The organism is Siminovitchia acidinfaciens, assembly GCF_003605385.1.
In the GTDB taxonomy this organism is placed as follows: Bacteria; Bacillota; Bacilli; order Bacillales; family Bacillaceae_C; genus Siminovitchia; species Siminovitchia acidinfaciens.
In genome coordinates this window covers 489,104-515,280 of record NZ_QYTV02000003.1, presented here as the reverse complement: position 1 = coordinate 515,280, position 26,177 = coordinate 489,104, and the positions used below count along the sequence as shown (strand labels likewise).

The 26,177-nt window shown below is 43.6% G+C and carries 23 protein-coding genes; all 23 read right to left on the bottom strand.

Features of this window, described 5'->3' with window-relative positions; translation table 11 throughout:
- Positions 1 to 15 precede the first annotated feature (15 nt).
- Positions 16 to 921, bottom strand: a complete 906-nt coding sequence (truB, locus tag D4T97_RS09805; protein WP_126050118.1) for a tRNA pseudouridine(55) synthase TruB — start codon at positions 919 to 921, stop codon at positions 16 to 18.
- 43 nt (positions 922 to 964) lie between these two features.
- Positions 965 to 1,306 carry a 30S ribosome-binding factor RbfA gene (rbfA, locus tag D4T97_RS09800; RefSeq protein WP_126050116.1) on the bottom strand — a complete coding sequence of 114 codons (342 nt, stop codon included), beginning with the start codon at positions 1,304 to 1,306 and terminating at the stop codon, positions 965 to 967.
- 15 nt (positions 1,307 to 1,321) lie between these two features.
- Positions 1,322 to 1,603, bottom strand: coding sequence for a DUF503 domain-containing protein (locus D4T97_RS09795; RefSeq protein ID WP_126050114.1), 282 nt, complete (start codon positions 1,601 to 1,603; stop codon positions 1,322 to 1,324).
- On the bottom strand, positions 1,600 to 3,900 hold the full coding sequence (gene infB / locus D4T97_RS09790; protein WP_126050112.1) for a translation initiation factor IF-2: 2,301 nt from the start codon (positions 3,898 to 3,900) through the stop codon (positions 1,600 to 1,602). Before infB ends, D4T97_RS09795 begins: the two co-directional genes overlap by 4 nt.
- 16 nt (positions 3,901 to 3,916) lie before the next feature.
- The gene (locus tag D4T97_RS09785; protein WP_126050110.1) at positions 3,917 to 4,222 is read right to left on the bottom strand and encodes a YlxQ family RNA-binding protein; all 306 of its coding nucleotides are present in this window, start codon (positions 4,220 to 4,222) and stop codon (positions 3,917 to 3,919) included.
- Positions 4,219 to 4,494 (bottom strand): RNase P modulator RnpM, encoded by a 276-nt coding sequence (gene rnpM, locus D4T97_RS09780; RefSeq protein ID WP_126050108.1) that lies wholly within the window; start codon positions 4,492 to 4,494, stop codon positions 4,219 to 4,221. Before rnpM ends, D4T97_RS09785 begins: the two co-directional genes overlap by 4 nt.
- Positions 4,495 to 4,505: 11 nt before the next feature.
- Complete coding sequence (nusA, locus tag D4T97_RS09775; protein ID WP_126050106.1) at positions 4,506 to 5,627, bottom strand: transcription termination factor NusA; 1,122 nt, start codon at positions 5,625 to 5,627, stop codon at positions 4,506 to 4,508.
- Positions 5,628 to 5,664: 37 nt separating this feature from the next.
- On the bottom strand, positions 5,665 to 6,132 hold the full coding sequence (gene rimP, locus D4T97_RS09770; protein WP_126050104.1) for a ribosome maturation factor RimP: 468 nt from the start codon (positions 6,130 to 6,132) through the stop codon (positions 5,665 to 5,667).
- A 392-nt stretch (positions 6,133 to 6,524) separates the two neighbouring features.
- The gene (locus tag D4T97_RS09765; RefSeq protein ID WP_126050102.1) at positions 6,525 to 10,859 is read right to left on the bottom strand and encodes a PolC-type DNA polymerase III; all 4,335 of its coding nucleotides are present in this window, start codon (positions 10,857 to 10,859) and stop codon (positions 6,525 to 6,527) included.
- 642 nt (positions 10,860 to 11,501) lie between these two features.
- The gene (locus tag D4T97_RS09760; RefSeq protein ID WP_126050101.1) at positions 11,502 to 13,208 is read right to left on the bottom strand and encodes a proline--tRNA ligase; all 1,707 of its coding nucleotides are present in this window, start codon (positions 13,206 to 13,208) and stop codon (positions 11,502 to 11,504) included.
- 20 nt (positions 13,209 to 13,228) lie between these two features.
- Positions 13,229 to 14,494: an RIP metalloprotease RseP gene (rseP, locus tag D4T97_RS09755; RefSeq protein ID WP_126050099.1), complete on the bottom strand. Its 1,266-nt coding sequence runs from the start codon at positions 14,492 to 14,494 to the stop codon at positions 13,229 to 13,231.
- 15 nt (positions 14,495 to 14,509) lie between these two features.
- Positions 14,510 to 15,655 (bottom strand): 1-deoxy-D-xylulose-5-phosphate reductoisomerase, encoded by a 1,146-nt coding sequence (locus D4T97_RS09750; RefSeq protein ID WP_126050097.1) that lies wholly within the window; start codon positions 15,653 to 15,655, stop codon positions 14,510 to 14,512.
- Between the two features lie 24 nt (positions 15,656 to 15,679).
- Positions 15,680 to 16,465 (bottom strand): phosphatidate cytidylyltransferase, encoded by a 786-nt coding sequence (locus D4T97_RS09745; RefSeq protein WP_126050095.1) that lies wholly within the window; start codon positions 16,463 to 16,465, stop codon positions 15,680 to 15,682.
- Positions 16,465 to 17,259, bottom strand: a complete 795-nt coding sequence (locus D4T97_RS09740) for an isoprenyl transferase (RefSeq protein WP_126050093.1) — start codon at positions 17,257 to 17,259, stop codon at positions 16,465 to 16,467. Before D4T97_RS09740 ends, D4T97_RS09745 begins: the two co-directional genes overlap by 1 nt.
- A 265-nt stretch (positions 17,260 to 17,524) precedes the next feature.
- Complete coding sequence (gene frr, locus D4T97_RS09735; protein ID WP_126050091.1) at positions 17,525 to 18,082, bottom strand: ribosome recycling factor; 558 nt, start codon at positions 18,080 to 18,082, stop codon at positions 17,525 to 17,527.
- Positions 18,082 to 18,807, bottom strand: a complete 726-nt coding sequence (pyrH, locus tag D4T97_RS09730) for a UMP kinase (RefSeq protein ID WP_126050089.1) — start codon at positions 18,805 to 18,807, stop codon at positions 18,082 to 18,084. The genes frr and pyrH overlap by 1 nt, the downstream gene beginning before the upstream one ends.
- A 98-nt stretch (positions 18,808 to 18,905) precedes the next feature.
- Positions 18,906 to 19,787 (bottom strand): translation elongation factor Ts, encoded by an 882-nt coding sequence (gene tsf, locus D4T97_RS09725; RefSeq protein WP_126050087.1) that lies wholly within the window; start codon positions 19,785 to 19,787, stop codon positions 18,906 to 18,908.
- 117 nt (positions 19,788 to 19,904) lie between these two features.
- Positions 19,905 to 20,633 (bottom strand): 30S ribosomal protein S2, encoded by a 729-nt coding sequence (gene rpsB / locus D4T97_RS09720; protein WP_126050085.1) that lies wholly within the window; start codon positions 20,631 to 20,633, stop codon positions 19,905 to 19,907.
- Positions 20,634 to 20,799: 166 nt separating this feature from the next.
- Positions 20,800 to 21,294, bottom strand: coding sequence for a hypothetical protein (locus tag D4T97_RS09715; RefSeq protein ID WP_164525520.1), 495 nt, complete (start codon positions 21,292 to 21,294; stop codon positions 20,800 to 20,802).
- A 4-nt stretch (positions 21,295 to 21,298) separates the two neighbouring features.
- Entirely contained in the window at positions 21,299 to 22,081 is a 783-nt protein-coding gene (locus D4T97_RS09710; RefSeq protein WP_126050081.1) for a FliA/WhiG family RNA polymerase sigma factor, read from the bottom strand.
- A gap of 61 nt (positions 22,082 to 22,142) precedes the next feature.
- Positions 22,143 to 23,009 (bottom strand): MinD/ParA family protein, encoded by an 867-nt coding sequence (locus tag D4T97_RS09705; RefSeq protein ID WP_126050079.1) that lies wholly within the window; start codon positions 23,007 to 23,009, stop codon positions 22,143 to 22,145.
- Positions 23,006 to 24,130, bottom strand: a complete 1,125-nt coding sequence (gene flhF / locus D4T97_RS09700; protein WP_126050077.1) for a flagellar biosynthesis protein FlhF — start codon at positions 24,128 to 24,130, stop codon at positions 23,006 to 23,008. The genes D4T97_RS09705 and flhF overlap by 4 nt, the downstream gene beginning before the upstream one ends.
- Positions 24,127 to 26,160, bottom strand: a complete 2,034-nt coding sequence (gene flhA, locus D4T97_RS09695) for a flagellar biosynthesis protein FlhA (RefSeq protein WP_126050282.1) — start codon at positions 26,158 to 26,160, stop codon at positions 24,127 to 24,129. Before flhA ends, flhF begins: the two co-directional genes overlap by 4 nt.
- Positions 26,161 to 26,177 lie beyond the last annotated feature (17 nt).

The window sequence follows — 26,177 nt, the reverse complement described above, 5'->3', positions numbered from 1 at the left end:
TACACGTCACCTGTTTCATTCGTTTCTTAATACCTTCACGGGTTTGATCAACCAGTCTTTTTCCGGATGTGACTGATAGATAGCCATAGCCCTTCCTTTATATAAGAGTACAGTCTCTTCGTCTGCCCATTGTTCGGGCTTTTCCAAAACGGCGCCATTTTGCACTTTTACCGCTAATTTATCACTGATTTCCATGGAGGGCAAATGTGATATTCCCTTTTCCAGGGGATAAATTGCATCGGAGACTTTTCCTTGGTCAAGGAGGGTGTGCAGTTGATCAAAAGTGACACAATTTTCTTCCTGAAAAGAAGCTGAGGATGTCCTGATTAGGTCAGACATATGCGCTGGATAGCCGAATCTTTCTCCTATCATGACAGCAAGTGTCCTGATATATGTACCTTTGCTGCATTTTACCGAGAAACGGAAAGAAAGTAGATTATCTTGCAATGAAACTGTTTCCTCAATCAATTGCAATTGATATATTCGCACAGTCCGGACCGGACGCTCGACCGTAATGCCTGCACGTGCATATTCATAAAGACGTTTTCCTTTCACTTTAACCGCAGAATACATGGGAGGGGTCTGTTCGATTTCACCGGTCAAAGATTTTAGCACCTTCTTGATATCTTCAACGGATATATTCTGCATAACAGGTTTTTCTTCAACTATTTCACCTGATGCATCTTCTGTTGTCGTCGAAAACCCCATTGTGATTTCGCCCTCATACTCCTTACCTGCATCCGTAATATACTCGGCTATTTTAGTGGCCTTCCCTAGACAGATCGGCAAAACACCTGTCACATCTGGATCAAGTGTACCAGTATGTCCCACCTTTTTCATTCCCAGGAGTTTCCTCACCTTAAATACGCAATCATGTGATGTCAGCCCTTTGGGCTTCCATAACGGCAATATCCCTTCCATCAGGGCTCCTCCTCTTAAAAAAAGGATAGACGAATTGTCTATCCTAGTCCTCATTAATATCTTTTAAAAGCTTTTCAATCTTGTTTCCATACTCAATTGACTCATCAAACTCAAAGCTGATTTCAGGTGTTTTTCTCAGACGGATCCTATGACCGATCTCAGACCGGATGAATCCTGTTGCTTTAGTCAAGCCTTTCAATGTATCTTCCTTTTCTTGATCACTGCCAAGAACTGAAATATATACTGTGGCCTGCTGAAGATCTCCTGTCACTTCTACATCGGTTACAGTGACAAATCCGACTCTTGGGTCCTTGATCTTCCGGGTGATGATCTCACCCAGTTCTTTTTTCATTTGCTCTCCGACACGGTTGGCTCGTAAACTCATTTATGACACCTCACATTACAGCCACTCATAATGGGTTACCCCGATTCTTTCCCACTCAGGAAAGGAATCGAGGAATTCAATTGACTGCTCAAGTTCACGCTCGGCTCTACGCCGGGCCGAAGCAACAGTTACGATGGCTATCCTAGCCCGCTGCCACATATCCTGATGATCGACTTCGGCAATAGAGACGTTATATTTCTGCTTTGTTCTTGTCAAGATGCGCTTTACAACCGAGCGTTTATCTTTTAAAGATTGTGCGTTATAAATCCGAAATTCACATTCAGCGAATCCGATCAAGCACGCTCAACCTCTTCCATTAAAAATGCTTCGATGACGTCGCCTTCTTTTACGTCATTGAAATTTCTTATTGTGATACCACATTCGTATCCCTGGTTTACTACTTTCACATCATCTTTGAAACGTTTTAAATCATCGATTTCCCCTTCATAGATGACAATTCCGTCTCTTATCAGGCGAACGCCACTATCACGGGTAATTTTTCCATCGGTTACATAGGAACCTGCAATCGTTCCTATTCTGGATACTTTAAATGTTTGCCTTACTTCTGCCTGGCCAATGACTTTTTCTTCATATTCAGGGTCAAGCATCCCTTTCATAGCCGCTTCAATCTCTTCAATCGCCTTATAAATGATCCGGTGCAGGCGGATATCGACGCCCTCCGAGTCCGCCGCACGCTTTGCATTCACATCCGGGCGGACATTAAATCCTATGACAACGGCATTGGAAGCTGCCGCCAACGTGATATCCGATTCATTAATGGCTCCAACACCGGAATGGATAATCTTAATGTTAACGCCGTCCACTTCAATCTTTCTCAAGGACGCCGCCAATGCTTCAGCTGAACCTTGAACGTCCGCTTTGATGATTACGTTGAGCTCTTTCATTTCGCCTTGTTTCATCTGTTCAAACAATGTATCAAGGCTTACACGGGAACTCTCGCCTCGTAAAACCTGCAAAGCCTGTTGTGCACGGGCTTCACCAACCTGGCGGGCAGTCTTTTCATCGGAGAAAACAACAAAACGATCTCCTGCCTGCGGCACATCACTTAATCCGGTAATTTCAACCGGAGTGGAAGGAGCCGCTTCTTTGACACGACGTCCGATATCATTCACCATGGCACGAACCCGGCCAAATGTGTTCCCGGCAACAATCGGATCCCCAACCTTCAATGTACCATCTTGTACAAGTAATGTGGCGACTGATCCGCGGCCTTTATCAAGCTGTGCTTCGATGACAGTTCCAAGAGCAGGCCTTTTGGGATTTGCTTTAAGTTCTTCAACTTCACTTACAAGGAGGACCATTTCAAGCAAGCTGTCAATGCCTTCTCCTTGAAGAGCGGAAATCGGAACAAAAATTGTGTCTCCGCCCCAATCTTCAGGTACGAGTCCGTGTTCAGTCAATTCCTGCATCACCCGGTCAGGGTTTGCAGTCGGCTTGTCAATTTTGTTAACTGCAACGATGATCGGCACTTCTGCAGCTTTAGCATGGTTGATTGCTTCGACGGTTTGAGGCATGACGCCATCATCCGCTGCTACAACTAAAATTGTGATGTCCGTAACTTTCGCTCCTCTTGCACGCATTGTCGTAAATGCAGCGTGTCCCGGAGTATCCAAGAAAGTGATCTTTTTATCGTTTGCTTCAATTTGATAGGCACCGATATGTTGAGTGATTCCACCGGCTTCACCGGCTGTCACTTTAGTGTTTCTCAACGAATCAAGGAGTGTCGTTTTACCATGGTCAACGTGGCCCATAATGGTAACCACAGCAGGTCTTTCCGTCAATTCTTGATCATTGTCTTCTTCCTCAAAGTAGATTTCAAGGTCCGTCTTATCAATTTGAATCTCTTCTTCAACCTCGACGCCATATTCGGCACAAATCAGTTCGATTGCGTCTTTATCCAGCTCCTGGTTGATTGTCGCGATGACTCCTAGCATAAAGAGCTTTTTAATAATTTCGGATGGCTCTCTATGAATTTTCTTAGCAAGCTCAGCTACTGTCAAAGATTCAATAAATGTAATTTTTTCCGGAAGTTCTTTTTGCTTAGGCGGTGCAGGCTGATGATGTTGCTGCTTTTGGCGCTGGCGGTTTTGGTTCTGCCTGCGGTTGCGGTTAGGCCCTTTATTACCTCCGCGCTGATTGCCCTTTGCACCCGGTTTATTATTTCCAGCAGTATTATTAGCATGGCCCGGCTTATTGTTTCGGCCGCTTCTTTGACCTTGGTTGCCGCTTTGACTTCCTTGCTGCGGCCTGTTTTGCTGTTCCGTTCCACCTCTGCGCTGTTCAGGACGCTGCTCCCCACTTTGTCCTGATTTTCCTTGAGGGCGAACCTGCTGTTGGCCTTGCCTCTGCTGCCCTTGCCCCTGTTGGCTCTGCCTTTGTTGCCCTCTTCTTTGAGAATTTCCTTTATCACCGCTGTTCCTGCTGAAAACAGAATCCAACTTTCCAATCGCCTGTCCGTCAATTGCTGACATATGATTAGTCACTTCTATATTCATGCTTTTCAGCTTTTCTATTACTTCCTTACTTGAAGTATTATGTTTTTTTGCATATTCATATACTCGCATTTTACTCATATGTTCACCCCCGAGTTTATTCATCAAACAATGTTGCCAACTTTTTCGCAAATCCGGCCTCCACTACAGCAACAACTACTCTTGCATCTTTGCCGATTGCTTGGCCGAGCAATTCCCTCGTTTCTGAAAAAACTACAGGAACATCGTAATATCGGCATTTATCCAGTACTTTTTTGGATGTGTTTTTGGAAGCATCTTTCGCAAGTACGACCAATTTTGCCGTGCCTCTTCTAACTTCCTTAATGACCAATTCTTCACCGGAAACCACTTTCCGTGCACGATTGGCCAGGCCGAGCAATGACATCCATTTTTCACTTTTCATTTGTCGACTCCGTCTACAAGTGAAAGAAGTTCGTCATATATTTCATCTTTTATTTCTGCTTGCAGATGGCCGGCAAGCACTCTTTTACTCTTCGCTGCTAATATGATCTCTTTATCTTTGGAAAGGTAAGCACCGCGTCCGGACTTTTTGCCAGTCAAATCTACGGAAACTTCTCCTTCCTTGGAACGGACGATACGGATCATTTCTTTCTTCGGCTTCATTTCGCCGGTAGCAACACACTTTCTCATCGGCATTTTTCTTTGTTTTGCCATCTTCCTCACCCCTATTCGATTTCTTCGTCCACTAAATCGAATGATTCATCCAATTCGGTATCTTCCAGATCAAAGAAATCTCTCGGATAAATCCCAGCTTCCCGGGCATCCGTTTCACTCTTGATATCTATTTTCCAGCCTGTCAATTTCGCAGCAAGACGTGCATTTTGACCTCGTTTTCCAATAGCCAATGACAGCTGATAGTCCGGAACAACCACTGTTGTGGCTTTATCATCTTCATTAACGATAACATCTAGAACCTTGGACGGACTTAAAGCATTCGCAACAAACTCAACCGGATCCGATGACCATTCAACAATATCAATCTTTTCACCTTTCAACTCATCCACGATGGCCTGAACTCTTGCACCCTTTTGTCCTACGCATGCCCCAACTGGATCAATGTCATCGTGTTCCGTCGCTACTGAGATTTTTGAACGATCGCCCGCTTCCCGCGCAACTGATTTAATTTCGACAGTTCCATCATATATTTCCGGCACTTCGATTTCAAACAGGCGTTTCAGGAGTCCCGGGTGAGTTCTAGAAACGAAAATTTGCGGACCTTTTGTGGTCTTTTCAACTTTTGTCAAGTAAACTTTAATCCGGTCATGCGGTTTATATGTCTCATTTGACATTTGCTCGCTTTGCGGTAGAAGTGCTTCGATTTTCCCCAAACTTACATAGATGAAACGGGGATCCTGGCGCTGGACAATACCAGTCATGATGTCATCTTCCCGATCCACAAATTCCGAATATATAATACCCCGTTCCGCTTCCCTTACACGTTGTGTGACGACTTGCTTTGCTGTCTGAGCCGCGATTCTTCCGAATTCTTTAGGGGTCACTTCAAGTTCCACCATGTCGCCGGTCTCATAGGATGGATTGATATTTCTGGCTTCTTCCATGGAAATCTCAAGCCTGGAATCAAACACCTCATCAACCACTTCTTTTCTGGCAAAAACCCGCATTGTACCGGTTTCCAAATTCATATCGACACGCACATTTTGCGCCTGGTTAAAGTTCCTTTTATACGCGGAAACCAATGCCGCTTCGATGGCCTCAATCAGGACTTCCCGGGAAATTCCTTTTTCTTTTTCCAAAATAATTAGAGCATCCATTAGTTCTGAGCTCATGAACATATTCTCCCCTTTTCTAAGTTCATTTCTGTTATTAAAAAACGACGGCTAAACGGGCTTTTGCCACTTTTTCGAATGGAATTTCAAATGTTTTCGTCCGGGTTTTTATCTTAACGTCGATTTTTAACGTCTCGCCATTGAATTCGGTCAACTTACCTTCAAACTCTTTTTCGCCATCAATCGGTTCGTAGGTTTTTACATTGACCTGTTTTCCAATAGCTTTTCTTATATCATCCGCTTTCTTCAAAGGCCGTTCGGCACCTGGAGAAGAAACCTCCAAAAAGTAGTTGTGCGGAATCGGGTCCAACTCATCAAGTTTCTCGCCAAGCTGTTCACTGACAATCCCGCATTCCTCAATGTCTACACCATTCTCCTTGTCAATGAAAAGGCGAAGAAACCAATTTTTTCCTTCCTTCACGTATTCGATATCAACAAGTTCCAACTGCATCTCTTCCAGGATCGGTGCCGCCAGTTCTTCCACTTTGTCTGTTACTTTACTCATAAAAACCTCCAAAAAGAGTTTCTATATTATTAAAAGTTCGGTCCAGCTTCAGCGCCCAGCGACTAGCAAACTTCACACTCCTACACTACGATAAGTCAACATCGGCTCCGACGGACTGGACGTCCTAGTGCCACCGAAGCCACAGGATGTGGCGTTTTGAGGCGGCCGAGTCGCCGTGTTTCCTTTATCTCATTGCGGAGTGCTCCAGTTTGTACGTCGCTAACCGGGTGCTTGCGCTTTTCTAAGTATATGTTTATCCGCAACAATACGAAAGAGTGGGGGGCACCCACTCTTTTTGCGCAGAGTTATTCATAGTATTTCCAATAAAAATATACCATAACCATGTATCGTTTGCAAATAATACACCAAAGATGGAGGCTGGTGTCAAGAAATTAGAAAAGGGATAGCTGATTTTGATCCGGTAGAGATTCAAGACAACCTTGCTGATCCAAATACTCTATTACTGTCTTGGAAACTTTTCCACGTTTTTGAAGGTCTTCCTTTGAAAGGAATTCACCTTCTTCACGCGCTTTTACGATGTTAATGGCTGCATTTGTTCCCAGTCCCGGAATTGCATTAAATGGCGGAATAAGCGTGTCCCCATCGATAATGAACTCAGACGCACTTGATCGATAAAGATCAACCCTCTGGAACTTGAATTTGCGTTCGCACATTTCAAGGGCAATCTCCAATACAGTCAGTAGATTCTTTTCTTTCGTAGTAGCGTCAAGACCCTTTGCATTGATTTCTTCTATTTTTGAACGGATTGCCTGCGAGCCGCGGCTCATCGCTTCTAGATCGAAATCTTCAGCTCTTACAGTGAAGTAAGCCGCATAATAGAGGAGCGGGTGGTGAACTTTAAAATAGGCGATTCTCACCGCCATCAATACGTAGGCAGTCGCATGCGCCTTCGGGAACATGTATTTGATCTTTTTACATGAATCAATATACCACTCTGGAACGTTGTTTTTCCGCATTTCCTCTTCCCACTCAGGTATGAGCCCTCTCCCTTTACGTACCGATTCCATAATTTTAAAGGACAGAGATGGTTCTATTCCCTGATAAATAAGGTACACCATGATGTCATCCCGGCATCCGATCACATCGGAGAGTGTACATGTACCAGAACGAATAAGCTCCTGCGCATTTCCAAGCCATACGTCTGTACCATGGGAAAGGCCTGAAATCTGGACTAGTTCCGAAAAGGTGGTCGGCATGGTGTCTTCGAGCATTTGCCTTACAAAGCGGGTTCCAAATTCGGGAATACCCAAAGTTCCGGTTTTACACATGATCTGCTCTGCAGTCACTCCGAGAGACTCAGTACCGCTGAAAATCTTCATCACTTCCGGATCATCAATGGGAATCGTCTTGGGATCTATTCCGCTAAGCTCTTGAAGCATACGTATAACCGTCGGATCATCATGTCCCAGAATATCCAGTTTCAATAGATTGGCGTCAATCGAATGGAAATCAAAATGGGTCGTTCTCCATTCTGAGCCTGTATCATCGGCTGGGAACTGGATTGGACAGAAATCGAATATTTCCTTATCAGACGGAACAACGATGATGCCTCCTGGATGCTGCCCAGTAGTTCTTTTTACTCCGGTGCACCCCTGGACAAGTCTATCGATTTCTGCATTTCGCAGCATTAAGTTATTATCCTGTTCAAATCCCTTTACATATCCATAGGCCGTTTTTTCCGCCACCGTTCCAATCGTACCTGCCCGATAAACGTAGTCTTCTCCAAACAGTTCCTTTGTATAGTTATGGGCATGCGGCTGATAGTCCCCCGAGAAGTTCAAATCAATATCCGGAACTTTATCTCCCTTGAATCCGAGGAACGTTTCAAACGGGATATCGTGGCCGTCTTTTTTAAATTCTGCTCCACATTTTTCGCAATTCTTATCCGGAAGGTCGAATCCAGAACCGACCGAACCGTCATCAAAGAACTCGGAATGCTTACACTCCGGGCAAACATAGTGAGGTGGCAGTGGGTTTACCTCGGTAATCTCAGTCATCGTTGCCACAAGAGAAGAGCCGACAGACCCCCTTGAGCCCACAAGATAACCGTCAATCAATGATTTTTTTACAAGTTTATGAGAAATCAAGTAGATAACAGCAAAGCCGTGGCCAATGATGCTTGCCAATTCCTTCTCAAGGCGGGCTTTCACAATTTCAGGTAGCTCGTCCCCATAGATTGACTTGGCCATTTCATAACTCATGGACCTGACTTCCTCTTCCGCACCCTCAATTTTCGGTGTATACAGGTCATCTTTGATTGGCTTGACTTCTCCAATTTTGTCTGCAATCAGATTGGTATTTGTTACAACAACTTCGTAGGCTTTTTCCTTGCCGAGGAAGGAAAATTCAGTGAGCATTTCGTCTGTCGTACGGAAATGCACTTCAGGCAGGTTATACCGGTTCATCGGATTTGCCCCGCCTTGGGACCTGATTAAAATTTCCCGGTAGACTTTGTCCTGCTTATTCATGTAATGGACATTTCCGGTAGCGACGACAGGCATATTTAGAGATTCTCCCAGATTAGCGATGTTTCTGATTATATCCTCAAGGTCTTTCTCATCCCTGACCAATTCCATTTCGATTAGCGGTGCATATACCGGTTTTGGATGTATTTCAAGATAATCGTAAAACCCAGCAGCCTTTTCCGCTTCTGCTCGCCCCTTTTGCATCATCGCTTCAAATACTTCGCCTTTATCGCATCCAGATCCTACAAGAATACCCTCTCTGTACTTTTCCAACAAAGATCGAGGGATTCGGGGTACCCGGTAAAAATAGTGCATATGAGAATATGAAACAAGTTTATAAAGATTTTTCAAACCCGCATCATTTTGGACAAGCAATGTGCAATGGGAAGGCCTGGCCCGTTTATACGAATCTCCCTGACCCATGTTGTCATTCAACTGGTCGTGGTAAAGTATATCCTTCTCGCGGGCATCTGCCAGCATCTTTAAAAATATCTTCCCTGTCGCCTCTGCGTCATATATTGCCCTGTGATGGTGAACGAGTTCGATATCAAACCGTTTGGCCAATGTATTCAAGCGGTGATTTTTAAATTCAGGATACAGGAATCTGCCCAGTTCCAATGTGTCGATGACGGGATTTTCCACTTTCTTTAATCCGGACCTTTGATTCCATGAATTCAAAAATCCGATATCAAACGAAGCATTATGGGCAACTAGGATCCCGTCTTCAATCCATTCGTTGAAATCGTTGAGAACCTCTTCTATTTCAGGTGCATTTTCGACCATGTCATCCGTAATGCCTGTCAAATTAATCGTAGTCGCGGACAATGGATGATGAGGGTTTGCAAAGCGTTCAAAACGGTCGATTTCTTCCCCGTTGCGGATTTTTACTGCAGCTAACTCGATGATTTTATCGTATATTGCTGAAAGGCCCGTCGTCTCTACGTCAAAGACGATATATGTTTCTTCCTCCAGCAGTCTGTGAGCACTGTTATAGGCAATCGGGACACCATCGTCAACAAGATTTGCCTCAAGCCCATAAAGAATTTTAATATCATTTTTCTTTCCTGCGCTGTACGCCTCGGGAAATGATTGAACGACGGCATGATCCGTCAGCGCGATGGCGGTATGACCCCATTTTTTTGCTTGAGAGATAAAACTGCTTATGGATGTGACTGCATCCATCTGGCTCATCGGCGAGTGCAGGTGGAGTTCGACACGCTTCTGGCCTTCGGTGAGATCTTTCCTTTCCTTCGCCTTTACTTCGTTGATATCCTGAGCCATGATGACAAGCTCTCTGGCAAAGGTGTCGTTTTGAACGCTCCCGCGTACTCTTGCCCACATGCCTTTTTTCAACATGTTCATAAGGGCGGCATCCTCATTATCTTTTGAGAACATTTTTACGGAGATTGAATCGGTATAATCCGTCATCTTGAAAGTCAACAGCGTCCTGCCACTCCGTAGCTCCCTAGTTTCAGCTGAAAAAATATACCCTTCAACTGTTATACGGCGTTCTTCATCATTGATATGTTCAAGCCGTCGAATCTCTTCGTCACTTTTTATCGTGTATCCGATTGTCAACGGACCGCTTAATTCAACGCCGCTTCCGCTTTCTCTCTCAGCTTCCATCCGCTTCATTTCCGCCAATGCCTGCCGTGCACGTTCTTCGTCTTCTTTCCGCTTATCTTCCATAAACTTTTCATACTCTTCATCAGATTGTGCGCCGTTACTTACTTCCGCCGCAAACATCATCGTTGGAAAGCCGAATTTTTTATAGATCTCTGAAAGAAGCTGTCCATATTTTTCCTGTAGCGTCCTTGCTTCCATATCGTTTCTGACTTTGACAATGATTTTATTTCCGTGAACTTCTGGCAATTGTCCTTCCAAAAGTTTGAGAAGCATGGGGGACATCCCTTCAATTTCTTTCAGGCAGTCACGCCAATAATCAATGACCAAATCTTTGCTGAAAGTTGAATCATTGAATGTTAATGTGAAACCAACCTGTGCAATCTGCTGAAAGGATTGTTGGAGTTTTTGGGAAAATGCTGTGTATATGCGGCATGGGAGCAGTTTGTCTAATGAAAAATGAAAATGCCATCTTTTATTCGATTTATCTACAACCAGCTTTTCAATTTGCCCGGAGTTCAGATGTTCAATATAATGATCCTCCGTCAAACCAAGCTGCTGGAGAAGCAGCAAAAAACGCTCTTTTTTTTCGGCAGGATTATGCGTCCTGGACGTCATTTGATCCTCTCCTCTTTTCTAAAGCGCAAGCACCTTGATTAGCCCCACAAGCACAAGCTGGTTCCTGACTAGGCAGTTTTTCAGCCACCACAGGGAAGCCATTTTAATTACATCATGTGCAACTCCTCTGAGTATGCTTTGTATAGCTTTGCAACAATAATTCCCCGAAAAAAACTATGACGCAGGAGCACATTTTTCCCCAATCTGCTTCATTGCAGTCTTGTGACCTCGAGGGGCTAGGCGCTGAAGCTGGCCATCATATCCAGCCCTAAACACTTTTTTTATTAGATAAAGGAAGGCACCTTTGACAAGGTACCTTTTTCTTGTGGTTTAAGAAATGATAAAATTCTACAACTGTGGATAATATTTCCTTGTCTAGCTCCGACGCACAGGATACGCTAGTGCCGCCGACGTACAGGAAGTACTAGTGCAAGCGAAGCGACAGGATGTCGCGCCCTTAGCCTGCCGAGTACCATCGGCTCGAAGTCATAAGCCAAGCGCTTCTGAAGGCAAAGTGCGCCTGCGCCAGCGCTCGTCTAATGCTTGTCGCCGATAAGCAGGCACTCTCGCATTTCCTTATCCTTTATCTCATCGGAGGCACTCCAGTTGTACGTCGCTAAACGAGCGCTTCCGCTTTTCTTGTTACAATTCTTTAAAAATATTTGTCAGGACATCAAGCAGCTGTTCTACTTTCACTTCCTGCATTTCACCGGTTTTTCTTATCTTGACTTCCACAATACCTTCAGCCGCTTTTTTACCGACTGTCACTCTGACAGGCATGCCTATGAGGTCGGAATCTTTGAATTTAACGCCCGGCCGTTCATTTCGGTCGTCAAGCAAGACATTAAAACGGTGACCCTTTAATTCATTATATAATCGCTCTGCAAGTTCTTCCTGGGCTGCATCCTTCATGTTTACTGGAATCAGGTGTATATCGTAAGGTGCGATATTCGTTGGCCAGATCAACCCGTTTTCATCATTGAACTGTTCGGCCACAGCAGCCAAGGTCCGTGATACGCCAATGCCATAGCATCCCATGATATAGGGGTGGGATTTTCCATTCTCATCAAGGTATTTCGCCGACATTGCTTCGCTATATGTCGTCCCCAATTTAAAAATATGCCCGACTTCTATACCTCTTGCAAATCGGATGGTTCCTTTACCATCAGGTGAAGGATCTCCTTCTTGGATGAACCTGATGTCCGCATATGTTTCCACCTGGAAGTCCCGGCCTGGTACCACATTGACATAATGGCAATCATCGTCATTTGCGCCGCAAACAGCGTTCATCATCGACTCAACTGCTTTGTCGGCAATTATCTTCAAAGATGACGGCAGATTTACCGGACCAATGGAACCAAATGAACAATTTAGCAGCTCTTTTGTATGGTCTTCATCGGCAAATTCGACGGAGTCTGCATCCAAGGCATTTTTCACCTTTATATCGTTAAGTTCATGATCTCCCCTTACAAGAACCATCACCGGCTCCTCATCAACAATCATAACAAGAGATTTAATGATGTTAGATGCTTGTACATCCAAGAAATCAGATACCTCGGCAATCGTTTTCTGTCCTGGGGTATCTACTTTCGTAAGTTCTTTTTCTAGTTCAGCCGACTTTTCGTAATCACAGTTAACTTCCGCCATCTCTATGTTTGCTGCATAGGAAGAGGAGTCTGAATAAGCAATTGTATCCTCACCGATTTCGGATAAAACCATGAATTCCTGCGTATCTTTTCCCCCAATTGCACCGGAGTCGGCTAATACTGCCCTAAAATCCAAACCGCATCTTGTAAAAATGTTTGTATAAGCCTGATACATCTTCAGATAAACATCGTCAAGACTTTCTTCGGAAGTGTGGAATGAATAGGCATCTTTCATAATGAATTCCCGCCCGCGAAGCAAGCCGAAACGAGGACGTTTCTCATCCCTGAACTTTGTCTGGATTTGATACAAGGTAATCGGAAGCCGTTTATATGAAGGCACCCCATCACTTACGATGCTTGTTATTACTTCTTCATGGGTAGGTCCCAATGCAAAACTGCGATCATGGCGATCGTGCATTCTCATCAACTCATCGCCGTATGTATACCAGCGCCCGGAATCTTGCCATAGTTCGGCTGGCTGGAGTGCAGGCAAGAGCAGCTCAGCTGCTCCAGCCTTTTCCATTTCTTCCCGGACAATCTGTTCAATATTGTCAAGCGCTTTTTTGGCAAGGGGTAAATATGAATACACGCCGCTTGCAATTTGTTTTATGAATCCCGCTCGGAGCAGCAGCTGATGGCTTTTGATTTCAGCATCTGAAGGCAGCTCACGGAGCGTTGGAATTAATGTCATGCTTTGCCTCATCACTTGCACCTCAATTTACATTATTTAATAATAAAAAATCTCTGTATATCGTTCCATGTAACAACTATCATCAGAACCATCAATAGGGCAAAACCGATAAAGTGAACCATACCTTCCTTTTGGCGATCAATGGGCTTGCCACGCAAAGCCTCGACACCAAAAAACAAGAGGCGCCCCCCATCAAGTGCCGGAACCGGAAGCAAGTTCATAATGCCCAGATTGATGCTCAAAAGTCCTGCCCACTTCATCAGCAGAAGAATACCTGACTTCGCCACTGTTTCCGTTGTCTTATAAATTCCAACTGGACCAGCAAGCATATCGATAGAGAACTGACCCGTAACAAGCTTCCCAAGAAGCCTGAAAATCTCTACAGTCCAATGGTACGTTTCGGTAAAACCGTTTACCGCAACGCTCATAAAAGACTTATCAACGGGAGCCTGCACTCCAATAAGTCCAAACTCTTCTCCTTCAACGACTTCCCTTTTAGGGGTTACCGGAATATCAAGAGTTTCGCCATTTCGTTCAACTGTGAAAACAAGCTCTTCCGCCGGATGACTGCGGACAATTTCGGTAATATCCTCGAAGTTTGAGATTTCGGCGCCGTCAACACTTAAAACGACATCGCCTTCTTTAAACCCAGCTTCGGTTGCCGAGCCGTCAGGGAGCAACTTTCCGATAAGCGGCTCATTTACCTGCACACCTTGGATGAACCCTAATATCGTAAATATAACGACAGCTAGCACAAAGTTCATTAATGGTCCGGCAAAAATCGTCATCGCTCTTGCGCTCAGCTTCTTTGAACCGAATTGTCGGTCCCATGGTGCTATTAGGGTTTCAGTCTGATCTTCGACAATCATTGCTTCACGAGACAAGCGGAAAGTTTTTAATATCTCGTCTTCTCCGTCTTCATAACCTTTTATGAAAAGTTTATGCTCAATGTCAGCCGACTCCACTTCAATCGTCCTGGCATTTGAAAAACGATCTCTTCCCCGAATGATGACTTTTTCAACAAGCTCTTCATCATTTAAGATGAGCGCCACCCGATGACCCGGCTTGATTTCCGTCATATCAGGATCTTCGCCCGCCATTCTCACATAACCGCCAAGTGGAAGCAGTCGAATTGTATATAATGTTTCTTTTGTTTTATGGGAAAACACTTTTGGTCCCATTCCAATCGCAAATTCTCTTACTAATATTCCTGCACGCTTTGCAAAAATAAAGTGTCCAAACTCATGGAAAAATACCAAAGCGCCAAAAATAATGATAAAAGCGATGACTGTATTCAAAAAAATAACCACCTTTTAAAGGAGTGTATGAACATACCGTCTTGTTTCAAGGTCAACATCCTGAATGGTTGAAAGATCAGGATTGTCAATAACATCATGGCCTTCTAATGTTCTTTCAATCAACTCTTCAATCCGGATAAATGGTATTTTCCGTTCTAGAAAGGCATTTACAGCGGCTTCATTCGCAGCATTTAATACAGTGGGCATGGTGCCGCCACGCTTTCCCGCTTCATAGGAATAATAGAGACAACGATATCGATCCATGTCCATTTTTTCAAAGTGAAGCCGGCCGACTTCCACGAGATTCAGCCTTTTTGCCGAATCAAGCGGCAAACGCTCCGGATACGTAAGGGCATATTGGATAGGGACTCTCATATCAGGTGTGCCGAGCTGCGCAATCACACTGCTGTCATGAAACTCGACTAGCGAGTGTATGATGCTTTCCCTATGTAAAAGAACGTCGATTTTATCATAGGGCAGATCGAACAGCCAATGGGCTTCTATCACCTCAAGCCCTTTGTTCATCATTGTAGCAGAGTCAATTGTGATTTTGGAGCCCATCGACCAATTCGGATGATTTAAGGCCTGTTCAAGAGTAACGAACTCCAATTCTTTCCGGGTCAGATCCCGAAAGCTGCCTCCTGATGCTGTAATTAGCAGTTTGGAAACTTCCTTCATATCCTCACCTTGAAGACATTGGAATATGGCCGAATGCTCGCTATCGACCGGAAGAATATCAACCTTATTTTCTTTCGCAGCTGCCATGACAAGGTGCCCTGCAGTAACCAAAGTCTCCTTATTGGCGATTGCAATCTTTTTACCTGCTTCAATCGCTTTTAGCGTGGGGTAGAGTCCAACGCTCCCAATAACCGAGTTAAGTACAATGTTTGCCTGTTCATGAACCGCAGCCTCAACCAATCCCTCGTCTCCATGAACAAAAGTAATATCAGACGGAAATTCCGTCCGTAGCGTTTCACAATCCTCTTTTGTCTGTACCGACACCAACTTAGGATGAAATTCTGAAACAATTTTCCTAACGAGAGCGATATTTCTACCGGCTGATATGGCAACCAATTGAAATTGCTCCGGATGCTCCCTTATCAAATCAAGGGTTTGGGTGCCGATTGAACCCGTGGCTCCCAATAAACTAATATATTTCAAACTCTTCACTCCCGATGACAACAATTAAATAATTTGCAGCAGATGGACAAGCGGAAGCACAAACAGCCAGCTGTCACACCTATCCAAAATTCCTCCATGCCCCGGCATAATATTTCCTGAATCTTTTACACCATAATGGCGCTTGAAAGCCGATTGGGCCAAATCGCCAATTTGTCCAAAAACAGAAAGTATGACGGTAACAATAAGTAACTTAATCAAAGGTATTTCTAGATTAGTAAATGTGAAAAAGGCCAGCGCGATTAGTAATGCAATCACAATGCCCCCCACAGAGCCTCCGATTGTTTTGTTGGGGCTGATTTCCGGCCAAAGCTTCCGTTTACCCAAAGACCTGCCGACAAAGTAGGCTCCGGAGTCTGTCCCCCAAACGACAAACAGGACATAAAACAAATAAACGATTCCTGCTTCACGTGTTTCCATCAAAAAGTGGAAACCAATTCCTACATAAAGAACTGAAAGTATAACAAATCCTGCATCATCAAAATCGAATTTATTTTTACTTATAACAGTATATGATAAAAAAAGCAGGACAGCCAAGATTGCAGCTTTTATTTTGATATCCGCTCCATGCCCGGACTCAAATGTTTGTCCAGGTAAAAGAATGATCCATAACAGGACCACTGACAAGACTCCATGCATAGAAAAAAGAGAGAGTTTACGCATTTTCAATAATTCGTATAAGCCAATCGTTGCCATAGCGTAAACCAGAAGCATGAATGGAATACCGCCGATATAAAGAAGCGGTAAAAAAATGGCTATTGCCACTATTGCTGAAATGATTCTTACCTTCATTATTGTATCTCCTCGCCAAGTAATCCGCCGTATCTCCTGGAACGCCTTTGAAACGATTCGATCGCTTCAAGCAAATGCTCCTCCGAGAAATCGGGCCAGAGGACATCCATGAAATAAAGCTCTGTATAGGCCAACTGCCAGAGCATGAAATTACTCAGCCTTAGCTCTCCGCTTGTCCTAATGAGCAAGTCTGGGTCGTTCAGGCTCTTCGTCATCAAGTAACTTGAAAAGCACTCATCATCAATATCCTCTTCATTTATGATGCCCTGCTTTACATCCGAGGATAAATCCTTGATGGCATCGATAATTTCCGAACGGCTTCCATAGTTTAATGCAAAATTCAAGATCAGTCCGTCGTTATCTTTTGTTTCTTCTATAGCATGATCGACAGCCCTTCTTGTACTGGCCGGGAGCCTGTTCATATCACCCATTGTAGAAACTTTGACATTCTCCTCGATCAACTCCGGCAAAAAGCTGCTTAGAAATTGTTCGGGTAGTTTCATTAAATAGTCGACCTCGTTTTTAGGCCGCTTCCAGTTTTCAGTTGAAAAGGCATATAAAGTCAAAGTTTTGATGCCTAGTCTATTAGCAGATTTCGTTATTTTTTTTACTGTTTTCATTCCCTCATGATGACCTGCAATGCGGGGCAGTGTCCTTTTTTTCGCCCAGCGTCCGTTGCCGTCCATAATGATGGCAACATGTTCAGGAATGGGATGAGCAAGGATTTGGCTAATACGGTCATCCTGCACATCTTGGTCTTTTGAAGTTTTCCATAACTTCATTTTATTGAACATAATAAGTCCTCCGTCAGAAAATCTTCTGTGCGTCAAACATATTTTAGCATATAGATATGATATAGCGATATGATTCTCCATCGATTTTTTGCTTCAATTTGCTGTAAAAGGAAAAATCCCTCCAAAGGAGGGATTCTACTCGTTCAATATCCTTCTTATTCGACCAGCTCCAGCCTTTATTTGGAGGACAGGCGCTTGCCTTTTTGTATTTGTCCAGCTTCAGCGTTTAGCAAATTTCACTAAACGAGCACTTCTGCTTTTCTGTTTATACTTCTAATACTTCTTGCTCTTTCTCTTTTGTAATATCATCAATTTGCTTGATGTGGTCATCAGTCAGCTTCTGAATGTCGTCAGCATAACTGCGTAAGTCATCTTCTGAAATCTCGCCATTTTTCTCGAGCTTTTTCAAATCTTCATTACCATCCCGGCGAATATTTCTTATCACAACTTTAGCATCTTCAGCTTCTTTACGAACTTGTCGAACAAGATCCTTACGTCGTTCCTCTGTTAGTTGCGGTATGGAAATCCTGAGCAGGGATCCGTCGTTTGTCGGTGTTAAACCAAGATCTGATTTCAAAATGGCTTTTTCCATATCGCCTAAAGTTGTTTTGTCATATGGCTGAATCACAAGGAGACGGGCTTCAGGTACTGAAATGTTTGCCATTTGGTTGATTGGTGTCGGGGCACCATAGTAATCAACAGAAATTCTATCCAAAAGCGCAGCATTTGCGCGACCGGCGCGAATGCTTGCCAATTCACGGCTATACACCTGAATGGCTTTCCCCATTTTGTCTTTCGCATTTGAAATTACCTTATTCGGCATTATTCTTTCCCCCTCACTATCGTTCCAATCTGGTGGCCAAAGACGGCACGTTTGATATTCCCTTTTTCAGTAAAAGAAAAGACAATCAGTGGAATGTCATTATCCATGCAGAGTGATGAAGCCGTAGAATCCATGACAGCAAGACCTTCTTTTAAAACATCTAAATATGACAACTGATCATATTTGACTGCATCCTTGTCAATCTTCGGATCTGCATTGTAAACACCATCTACATTGTTCTTGGCCATTAATATGACGTCTGCTTCAATTTCAGCAGCTCTTAATGCAGCAGTTGTGTCTGTCGAGAAGTACGGATTACCAGTACCCGCTGCAAAGATGACAACACGCTTCTTTTCAAGGTGCCTGATAGCCCGGCGACGAATGTATGGCTCAGCCACTTGCAGCATGTCAATAGATGTTTGAACACGGGTTTCAATACCTAAATGCTCCAAGCTGTCCTGAAGTGCCAATGAGTTCATTACTGTTGCAAGCATTCCCATATAATCTGCAGTGGCACGATCCATTCCCATTTCACTGCCAACTTTTCCACGCCAGATGTTTCCGCCGCCAACAACCACAGCAACTTCCACATCAAGCTCCGCTACTTCTTTGACCTGCTCTGCAATGGATTTGATCACAGCTGGGTTGATGCCGAATCCTTCTTTACCAGCCAGTGCCTCACCACTTAATTTTAGTACAACTCTTTTATATTTTGGGGTATCCATCTGAACCTCCAATAATCCCTAATGGTATGTATTGATATTTTATAACTTTTGTAAAAGGGGAACACGATGTGTTCCCCAAAAAACGTCGTATAATTAAATTACTTCTTCGTTTGGCTCATTACTTCTTCAGCAAAGTTTTCTTGGCGTTTCTCCATGCCTTCGCCTACTTCATAACGAACGAAGTCAACAACTTCTGCACCTTTGGCCTTAACAAATTTACCCACTTTTTCATCAGGGTTTTTAACAAACGACTGATCAAGAAGGCAGATTTGCTCAAAGAACTTGCCAAGACGACCTTCTACCATTTTAGCTACGATATTTTCAGGCTTGCCTTCGTTCAATGCCTGTTGTGTAAGTACTTGGCGCTCACGATCAATTTCTTCTTCGGAAACCTGGTCGCGTGAAATGTATTTTGGATTGATGGCGGCAATGTGCATAGCAACATCTTTTGCAACTTCCTCTTCAGTAGTTCCTTCAAGAACTGTCAGAACACCGATGCGTCCACCCATGTGCAAATACTCGCCGAATACGCCGTTATCAGTTTTTGTTTTAATTTCAAAGCGGCGGAGAGTGATTTTCTCGCCGATTTTAGCAATTGCGCTGTTAATATACTCAGTTACTGTTTCACCGTTGCTCATTTTTTGCTCCACTGCTTCTTCAAGAGATGCAGGTTTGTTGGCAAGAAGATGCTCCGCCAACTCTTTTACAAGCTGTTGGAAGTTTTCGTTTTTAGCAACAAAGTCAGTTTCTGCGTTCACTTCCAAAAGAACAGCCGTATTGCCTTCGCTTAAAATATACGTAGTACCTTCAGCTGCAATTCTGTCAGCTTTCTTGGCTGCGGAAGCCATACCTTTCTTCCTTAGAAAGTCGATCGCTTCCTCCATGTTGCCGTTTGTTTCAGTCAATGCTTTTTTACAGTCAAGCATGCCGGCACCTGTTTTGGTACGTAATTCTTTAACCATTTGTGCAGTAATTGCCATAATAAAATTCCTCCTTGTGTGAGTAACAGACATTATTGTTTGAAAAAAGGTGACAAAGTGGAGTCACTCTTATCACCTTTCAAATTGCCTGAAACCAGGCAGCTTCTCATATGACGATTATGCGTTAGCAGCTTCTGAAGATGCTTCTTCTTCTTCAGTCTCTTCGCTGTACTTTGCTTCCAATAAAGCATCCGCCATTTTTGAAGTAAGCAATTTGACAGCACGGATTGCATCATCGTTTGCTGGAATAACATAATCTATTTCATCCGGGTCACAGTTTGTATCAACAATACCGACGATTGGAATATTCAACTTACGCGCTTCCGCCACCGCGATGCGCTCTTTTCGTGGGTCAATGATGAACATTGCATCCGGAAGAGTCTTCATATCTTTAATTCCGCCCAAGAACTTAACAAGACGATCGCGCTCTCTGTTAAGCATAACAACTTCTTTTTTCGGAAGTACTTCAAATGTACCGTCTTCTTCCATTTTTTCAATCGCTTTTAAGCGCTCAATTCTTTTTTGAATTGTTTCAAAGTTTGTCAAAGTTCCACCGAGCCAGCGATGGTTCACATAAAATTGACCCGCACGTTCAGCTTCATCCTTAACAGATTCCTGAGCTTGTTTTTTAGTTCCTACAAAAAGGACTTTACCATTGTTTTCAGCAAGCTCTCTCATGAAATTATAAGCTTCCTCGACTTTTTTAACAGTTTTTTGCAAGTCGATAATATAGATGCCGTTTCTTTCCGTAAAGATATACTTTTTCATCTTAGGATTCCAGCGGCGTGTTTGGTGTCCGAAATGTACACCTGCTTCAAGCAATTGCTTCATTGAAATGATTGACATAATTTTTTCCTCCTCGGTTTTTTCCTCCGTTTCAATCATCTTCCGGAAAGACTGTTCTTATCGTAAAAAACAGCACCCTGTCGCAAAATCATGAAACGTGTGTATTAATACCATCAAATAATATAGCATACCTGTAATTGTTAATCAAGCACTGATAAACATTCGTTCACTGGAATTTCATCAATAGTTCTATTTCCGTTTTCCCTTTATGGAGCTTTTTGGCGATTTGTGTGACCGAAAGCCCTTGGGAGGCCAATAGATCCACCTGCTCCCTTAGCGGTAATGATTCCAAAGCAGATTCCGATCCTTTAAGCTCTTCAGCAACAGAATCTCCAGACGGATCTGCTTGATCCATATTTTTAAGAATATTTAAAGGCTCGCCAATCTGTTCGTGTTCCAATTCTTCCATTAATGCTTCCGGAACCACTTTCCCTTTCGTTATTGCTTCTTCCCGACTTTCATTCAATGTACGCAAAAGCCTTTCATTTTCCTCTTTGATTTCTTCAAGCAGCGCAGACATAACCTGCTCCGATTCCTCTAGCAGCAGCTTCTGTCTCTTTTCGATCTCCAACAACCGGTTTTGGCGCATATAGAGGAGAAGCAAAGAAAAAGCAAATAAAACATTCATCAAAAATAATACTGATATGAGACTTCCTGCCATAATTTTATCCCTGCCAGTCGTTCTGGCCAGTTTTCATTAACTGCCTTCTTAATTTGAATAGGGCTTTTGAATGAATTTGTGAAATTCTTGATGTAGACAGCTGCATGACATGCCCGATTTCAGTCAAAGTCAATTCCTCTTCATAAAAGAGACTTAAAACAAGCTGTTCGTTTTCCGTAAGGGTAGTAATCACTTCTGCCATTTCTTCAAGCCATTCATTTTTAATAAGCTGCTCTTCTGGACTAGGTGTGTGATCGTCTTTGATTGTAAAAGAATGATTTTCATCGTCGTCTTCCCCGGCCATGTATTCATTTATTGAAAAAACTTGGGCAAAAAAGTATTCGTTCATTGTTTTGACAATTTCAGTGTCAGACACACCCATAGTTTGGGCGATTTCCTCCGCGCTAACATGGCGCATTAGCTCCTGTTCCAAGCTGTTTTGGACACTCTCTATCTCTTTCGCTTTTTCTCGGGTGCTTCTTGGCAACCAATCTTCCTTTCTTAAACCGTCAATAATAGCTCCTCTTATTCTAAAAGATGCGTATGTATCAAACTTAAGCTTCCGTGATAGATCGAACTTGTCCAATGCATCTAGCAATCCCATGATTCCCAGGCTTTTTAGTTCTTCCCTGGATACATTTTTCGGTAAATTAACGGAAACCCGCTGGACATGATAAGTCACAAGAGGCATATATTTCTTCACCAAATGGTCTCCCGACTCCGAATCCCGCTTCTCTCTCCAGCGTTCCCAGTGTTTATATTCATCAAGGGGCAGTGTAACCGACATATATATATCCCCTCCTCTAACGAATTAGAATGCCTTGGAAAAATTCATCCTGCAAAGTCACCTATCTGTTGTAAAAAAGTTTCTGCAACCTCGTAACAAATGACTCTTTCATATAGACTGGATTCTTTTGAGCACTTCCATTTATCAATGAAAGTACAATATTTTTCATACTGACTGAAACTGGGGCCTTGGGAAATTCCATGTATACCGGCCTGTTTGCCAATACTGCTTTTCTCATATGCTTGTCTTCAGGAAGGACACCCAATAACTTAATTTCTTTTTGAAGGAATGTCTCCATCGCTTTTTTGAGACGCCCAAATGTCTCTTTCCCTTGCTGAACATTGTCTGAACGGTTGCATATGACATAAATCCGGGCATCATCCCGGATGCGATGAATCAACTTCATCATGGAGTAGGCATCCATGATTGCTGTAGCCTCGGGTGTCGTTATAACAATGACTTCATCAGCCGCGAGTGATAGACGAAGCATCCACTGGCCGGCGCCTGCTCCCATATCAAAGATGATATAATCATAGATTTCCTGCATTCGCTTAAAGCCGTAAAAAAGCCGATCAACGGTCGTTTCATCGAGCTCAACCGCCTCCTGAAATCCATTTCCGCCAGCAATAAAAGAAACGCCTCCCGGACCCAGTTCAACAATTTCAGATAATGGTTCTCTATTATAAATGAAATCACCCATCGTTTTGCTCGCCGATCCGCCCAACAGCAAATTGACATTCCCCATGCCAATATCAAGGTCGACAACAAGCACGTTAAATCCTTGCTCGGCAAGTATTACTGCCATATTGCTCGATATATTCGATTTACCCACTCCGCCTTTTCCGCTTACAACCGCCAGGGTCTTGGCTTTCATACGGGTTTGCCTATTGATTTTCCGTCGCAGGTTCTCTGCTTGATCCCTTTTCATTCACTGCCCACTCCAAATATATACTCCGAAAACAAATCAGGCCTTGCATGGATAATGTCATCCGGCACATCCTGTCCGGTAGTGATATATGCCGCCGGTAAATTGTGTTTGAGCATGATATTCACCATCGACCCATGGAGCTTTGTTTCATCTGCTTTTGTAAAGATTAACTGGTCAATCGGCAGCATCTTGAAGTTTTCCATAATCGGATCAATGTCTTTTTCTTTCATTGTCACGGCCAATGCGAGTAAGATTTCAAGCTCATCTTTTTGCGATAACATCTTGTTCAATGCATGCACAAATTCAGCATCCCGATAGTTTCTTCCCGCAGTATCAATAAAGATATGGTCGCAGTCCGCAAAAACTTCTGCAGCCTTGATGAAATCTTCTGGCTCATAGGCAACTTCTACAGGAACATCCAGCAGCCCAGCATATGTTTTTAATTGTTCAATCGCTGCTATGCGGTATGTATCCATAGTAATGAATGCCACTTTCTTTTTCTCTTCCAATACGGCATGGGCAGCCAACTTTGCCAAGGTGGTTGTCTTGCCGACACCGGTCGGTCCCACAAGGGCTACAAACTTTTTATGCAACGGTTTGGAAAAGTGGAGGATATCCAATTCCGAAACAAGGATTTCTTTTGCCTCTTGTACCAATTCTTTTTCTGATGGTTCCTGCTGTGCATGACGCCATTTCTGGAGCAGTTGTTCTCCAATGTTCATCGCCCGGCTATTTTCCACTTCCTGATCCAACAGCCTTCCGACTACTTTTTGAACAGCCTCGGGAAAGATGGATATTTTCTGATCAGAAGGTGTCCGTTCTGTTGCAACCATTTTTTTCAGCTCGGTCAACTCAGAAAGAATGGTATTTTCATAATCATCTTTTTTAGTCTCTTCAATTCTATTAATCTCAGATAAATTTGGTCCAGCGGCAATACCTGTCATTTGAATGTCATCATCCATGACAGCAATCACTTCAAATTGCTTTCTTTTAAAAAATCCTAGAATGCCGCCAGTCCATACTACCCTGGAGCTTAAAATTACCGCTTCTTCCCCGACCTCTTCTTTCACCCTTTGAAAGGCTTCAGGCATTGAAGGCGCCGTGATTTTTTTTATACTCATTGAACGTTCACCACCCCGATACTTTGGACTTCCACATCAGCTTCCAATTCATTGTATGAAAGAATAGGCACTTGTGGAAAATATCTCTCAGTCAACTGGCGCAAATACATACGGACAGCCGGAGAACATAAGAAAATCGGTGATTGTTGAATTTGCGTAAGCTCTTCGATTTGAGCAGCTGCCGCTTCCAGTATTTTTTGGGAATCGCCCGGATCCATCGCCAAATAGTTTCCATTTTCGGTCTGTTGAATGCTGTCAGCGATCATTTTCTCTACCTTACCCGAAACCGTGACCACTTTTAATACCGGATCTTCGTCTGCATACTGTTTAGTAATTTGCCTTGCCAATGCCTGGCGCACGTATTCAGCGAGGATATCTGTATCCAACGTCACTTTTCCATAATCAGCCAAAGTTTCAAAGATCAATGGCAGGTTTCTAATGGAAACATTCTCCTTCAACAGTTTGGCCAGCACTTTCTGCACCTCGCCGACTGTCAGCGGATTAGGCGTGACTTCCTCAACAAGAATAGGATAAGACTCCTGCAGATGATCAATCAGTTCCTTCGTTTCCTGCCTTCCAATCAGCAGATGAGCATTAGCCTTTAAAATTTCAGTCAAATGTGTCGATACGACAGACGGCGGATCAACGACAGTGTATCCTTCCATCTCAGCCTGTTCCTTCACCTCTTCCGAAATCCATTTTGCCGGAAGGCCGAATGATGGTTCAATCGTGTCAATTCCTTGAATAGTATCTTCGGTTCCAGGACTCATTGCCAAGTAATGGTCCAAAAGAAGAGTCCCTCTGGCGACTTCGTCGCCTTTTATTTTGATTTGGTATTCATTTGGCTCCAATTGGATATTGTCTCGGATTCTGACAACAGGGATGACGATACCAAGTTCCAAAGCAAGCTGCCTCCTGATCATAACAACACGGTCAAGCAAGTCTCCTCCCTGATTGACATCCGCCAGCGGAATCAGCCCGTAGCCGAATTCAAATTCAATTGGATCCATTTGAAGCAGGTCGAGAACACTCTCGGGTGATTTCATCTCATCTGCCTCCACTTCTTCCGCAGAAAGAGCTAAAGGATCTTCAGGACTCTCAGGGATTCGACTCAATGCATACCCTCCCGCTCCCAATGCCGCTGCAATGGGAATAGTTAACATATTATTAATCGGAGTAGTCAATCCAAGTAAAAAAATCGTTGCTCCTGCTATATATAAAATTTTCGGATAAGCAAAAAGCTGGCCAGCAATATCCGATCCGAGATTGCCTTCTGAAGCAGCTCGTGTGACCACGATACCGGTCGCAGTTGAAATCAATAGCGCCGGAATTTGGCTCACAATCCCGTCTCCGACAGTCAGCATGGAATATCTTGTAGCGGCTTCAGCTATTGGCAGCCCCTGCTGAACCATACCGATCAAAATACCAAAAAGCAGGTTAATCACTACAATTACAATACCTGCAATAGCGTCACCTTTAACGAACTTACTGGCACCGTCCATCGCTCCGTAGAAGTCCGATTCACGAGAAACCTTTTCCCTGCGATCCCTCGCTTCATGTTCAGAAATAATTCCAGCATTCAAATCGGCATCTATACTCATCTGCTTCCCAGGCATCGCGTCAAGCGTAAACCTTGCCGCCACTTCCGACACACGCTCTGCGCCCTTCGTAATAACAATAAATTGGATGACGATCAAAATAAAAAACACAACCAGACCGACAAGAATATTACCGCCGACTACAAACGTACCGAAGGTTTCAACAACACCGCCAGCATCGCCTTTTGAGAGGATTGACCTTGTAGTGGAAACATTTAGTCCCAGTCTGAACAAAGTAAGCAGTAATAATAATGAAGGAAATATTGAAAACTGAAGTGGCTCACTAACATTCATTGATGTCAGCAGAACTAGCAGTGCCAGCGATATATTTGTTATGATCAAAAAGCTCAGCATCCATGGCGGAAACGGAATGACCAGCATGGCCACAATTAAGATCACACTTATTAAAACTGCTATATCCTTCGTTTTCATCATGGCCGGTCCCTCCT

What these genes read in the sequence shown, in the direction of transcription:
- truB (WP_126050118.1), bottom strand. Translation starts at nt 921, where the DNA reads ATGGAAGGGATATTGCCGTTATGGAAGCCCAAAGGGCTGACATCACAT.
- rbfA (WP_126050116.1), bottom strand. Translation starts at nt 1,306, where the DNA reads ATGAGTTTACGAGCCAACCGTGTCGGAGAGCAAATGAAAAAAGAACTG.
- infB (WP_126050112.1), bottom strand. Translation starts at nt 3,900, where the DNA reads ATGAGTAAAATGCGAGTATATGAATATGCAAAAAAACATAATACTTCA.
- D4T97_RS09785 (WP_126050110.1), bottom strand. Translation starts at nt 4,222, where the DNA reads ATGAAAAGTGAAAAATGGATGTCATTGCTCGGCCTGGCCAATCGTGCA.
- rnpM (WP_126050108.1), bottom strand. Translation starts at nt 4,494, where the DNA reads ATGGCAAAACAAAGAAAAATGCCGATGAGAAAGTGTGTTGCTACCGGC.
- nusA (WP_126050106.1), bottom strand. Translation starts at nt 5,627, where the DNA reads ATGAGCTCAGAACTAATGGATGCTCTAATTATTTTGGAAAAAGAAAAA.
- rimP (WP_126050104.1), bottom strand. Translation starts at nt 6,132, where the DNA reads ATGAGTAAAGTAACAGACAAAGTGGAAGAACTGGCGGCACCGATCCTG.
- D4T97_RS09765 (WP_126050102.1), bottom strand. Translation starts at nt 10,859, where the DNA reads ATGACGTCCAGGACGCATAATCCTGCCGAAAAAAAAGAGCGTTTTTTG.
- D4T97_RS09760 (WP_126050101.1), bottom strand. Translation starts at nt 13,208, where the DNA reads ATGAGGCAAAGCATGACATTAATTCCAACGCTCCGTGAGCTGCCTTCA.
- D4T97_RS09745 (WP_126050095.1), bottom strand. Translation starts at nt 16,465, where the DNA reads ATGAAGGTAAGAATCATTTCAGCAATAGTGGCAATAGCCATTTTTTTA.
- D4T97_RS09740 (WP_126050093.1), bottom strand. Translation starts at nt 17,259, where the DNA reads ATGTTCAATAAAATGAAGTTATGGAAAACTTCAAAAGACCAAGATGTG.
- frr (WP_126050091.1), bottom strand. Translation starts at nt 18,082, where the DNA reads ATGCCGAATAAGGTAATTTCAAATGCGAAAGACAAAATGGGGAAAGCC.
- pyrH (WP_126050089.1), bottom strand. Translation starts at nt 18,807, where the DNA reads ATGGATACCCCAAAATATAAAAGAGTTGTACTAAAATTAAGTGGTGAG.
- tsf (WP_126050087.1), bottom strand. Translation starts at nt 19,787, where the DNA reads ATGGCAATTACTGCACAAATGGTTAAAGAATTACGTACCAAAACAGGT.
- rpsB (WP_126050085.1), bottom strand. Translation starts at nt 20,633, where the DNA reads ATGTCAATCATTTCAATGAAGCAATTGCTTGAAGCAGGTGTACATTTC.
- D4T97_RS09715 (WP_164525520.1), bottom strand. Translation starts at nt 21,294, where the DNA reads ATGGCAGGAAGTCTCATATCAGTATTATTTTTGATGAATGTTTTATTT.
- D4T97_RS09710 (WP_126050081.1), bottom strand. Translation starts at nt 22,081, where the DNA reads ATGTCGGTTACACTGCCCCTTGATGAATATAAACACTGGGAACGCTGG.
- D4T97_RS09705 (WP_126050079.1), bottom strand. Translation starts at nt 23,009, where the DNA reads ATGAAAAGGGATCAAGCAGAGAACCTGCGACGGAAAATCAATAGGCAA.
- flhF (WP_126050077.1), bottom strand. Translation starts at nt 24,130, where the DNA reads ATGAGTATAAAAAAAATCACGGCGCCTTCAATGCCTGAAGCCTTTCAA.
- flhA (WP_126050282.1), bottom strand. Translation starts at nt 26,160, where the DNA reads ATGAAAACGAAGGATATAGCAGTTTTAATAAGTGTGATCTTAATTGTG.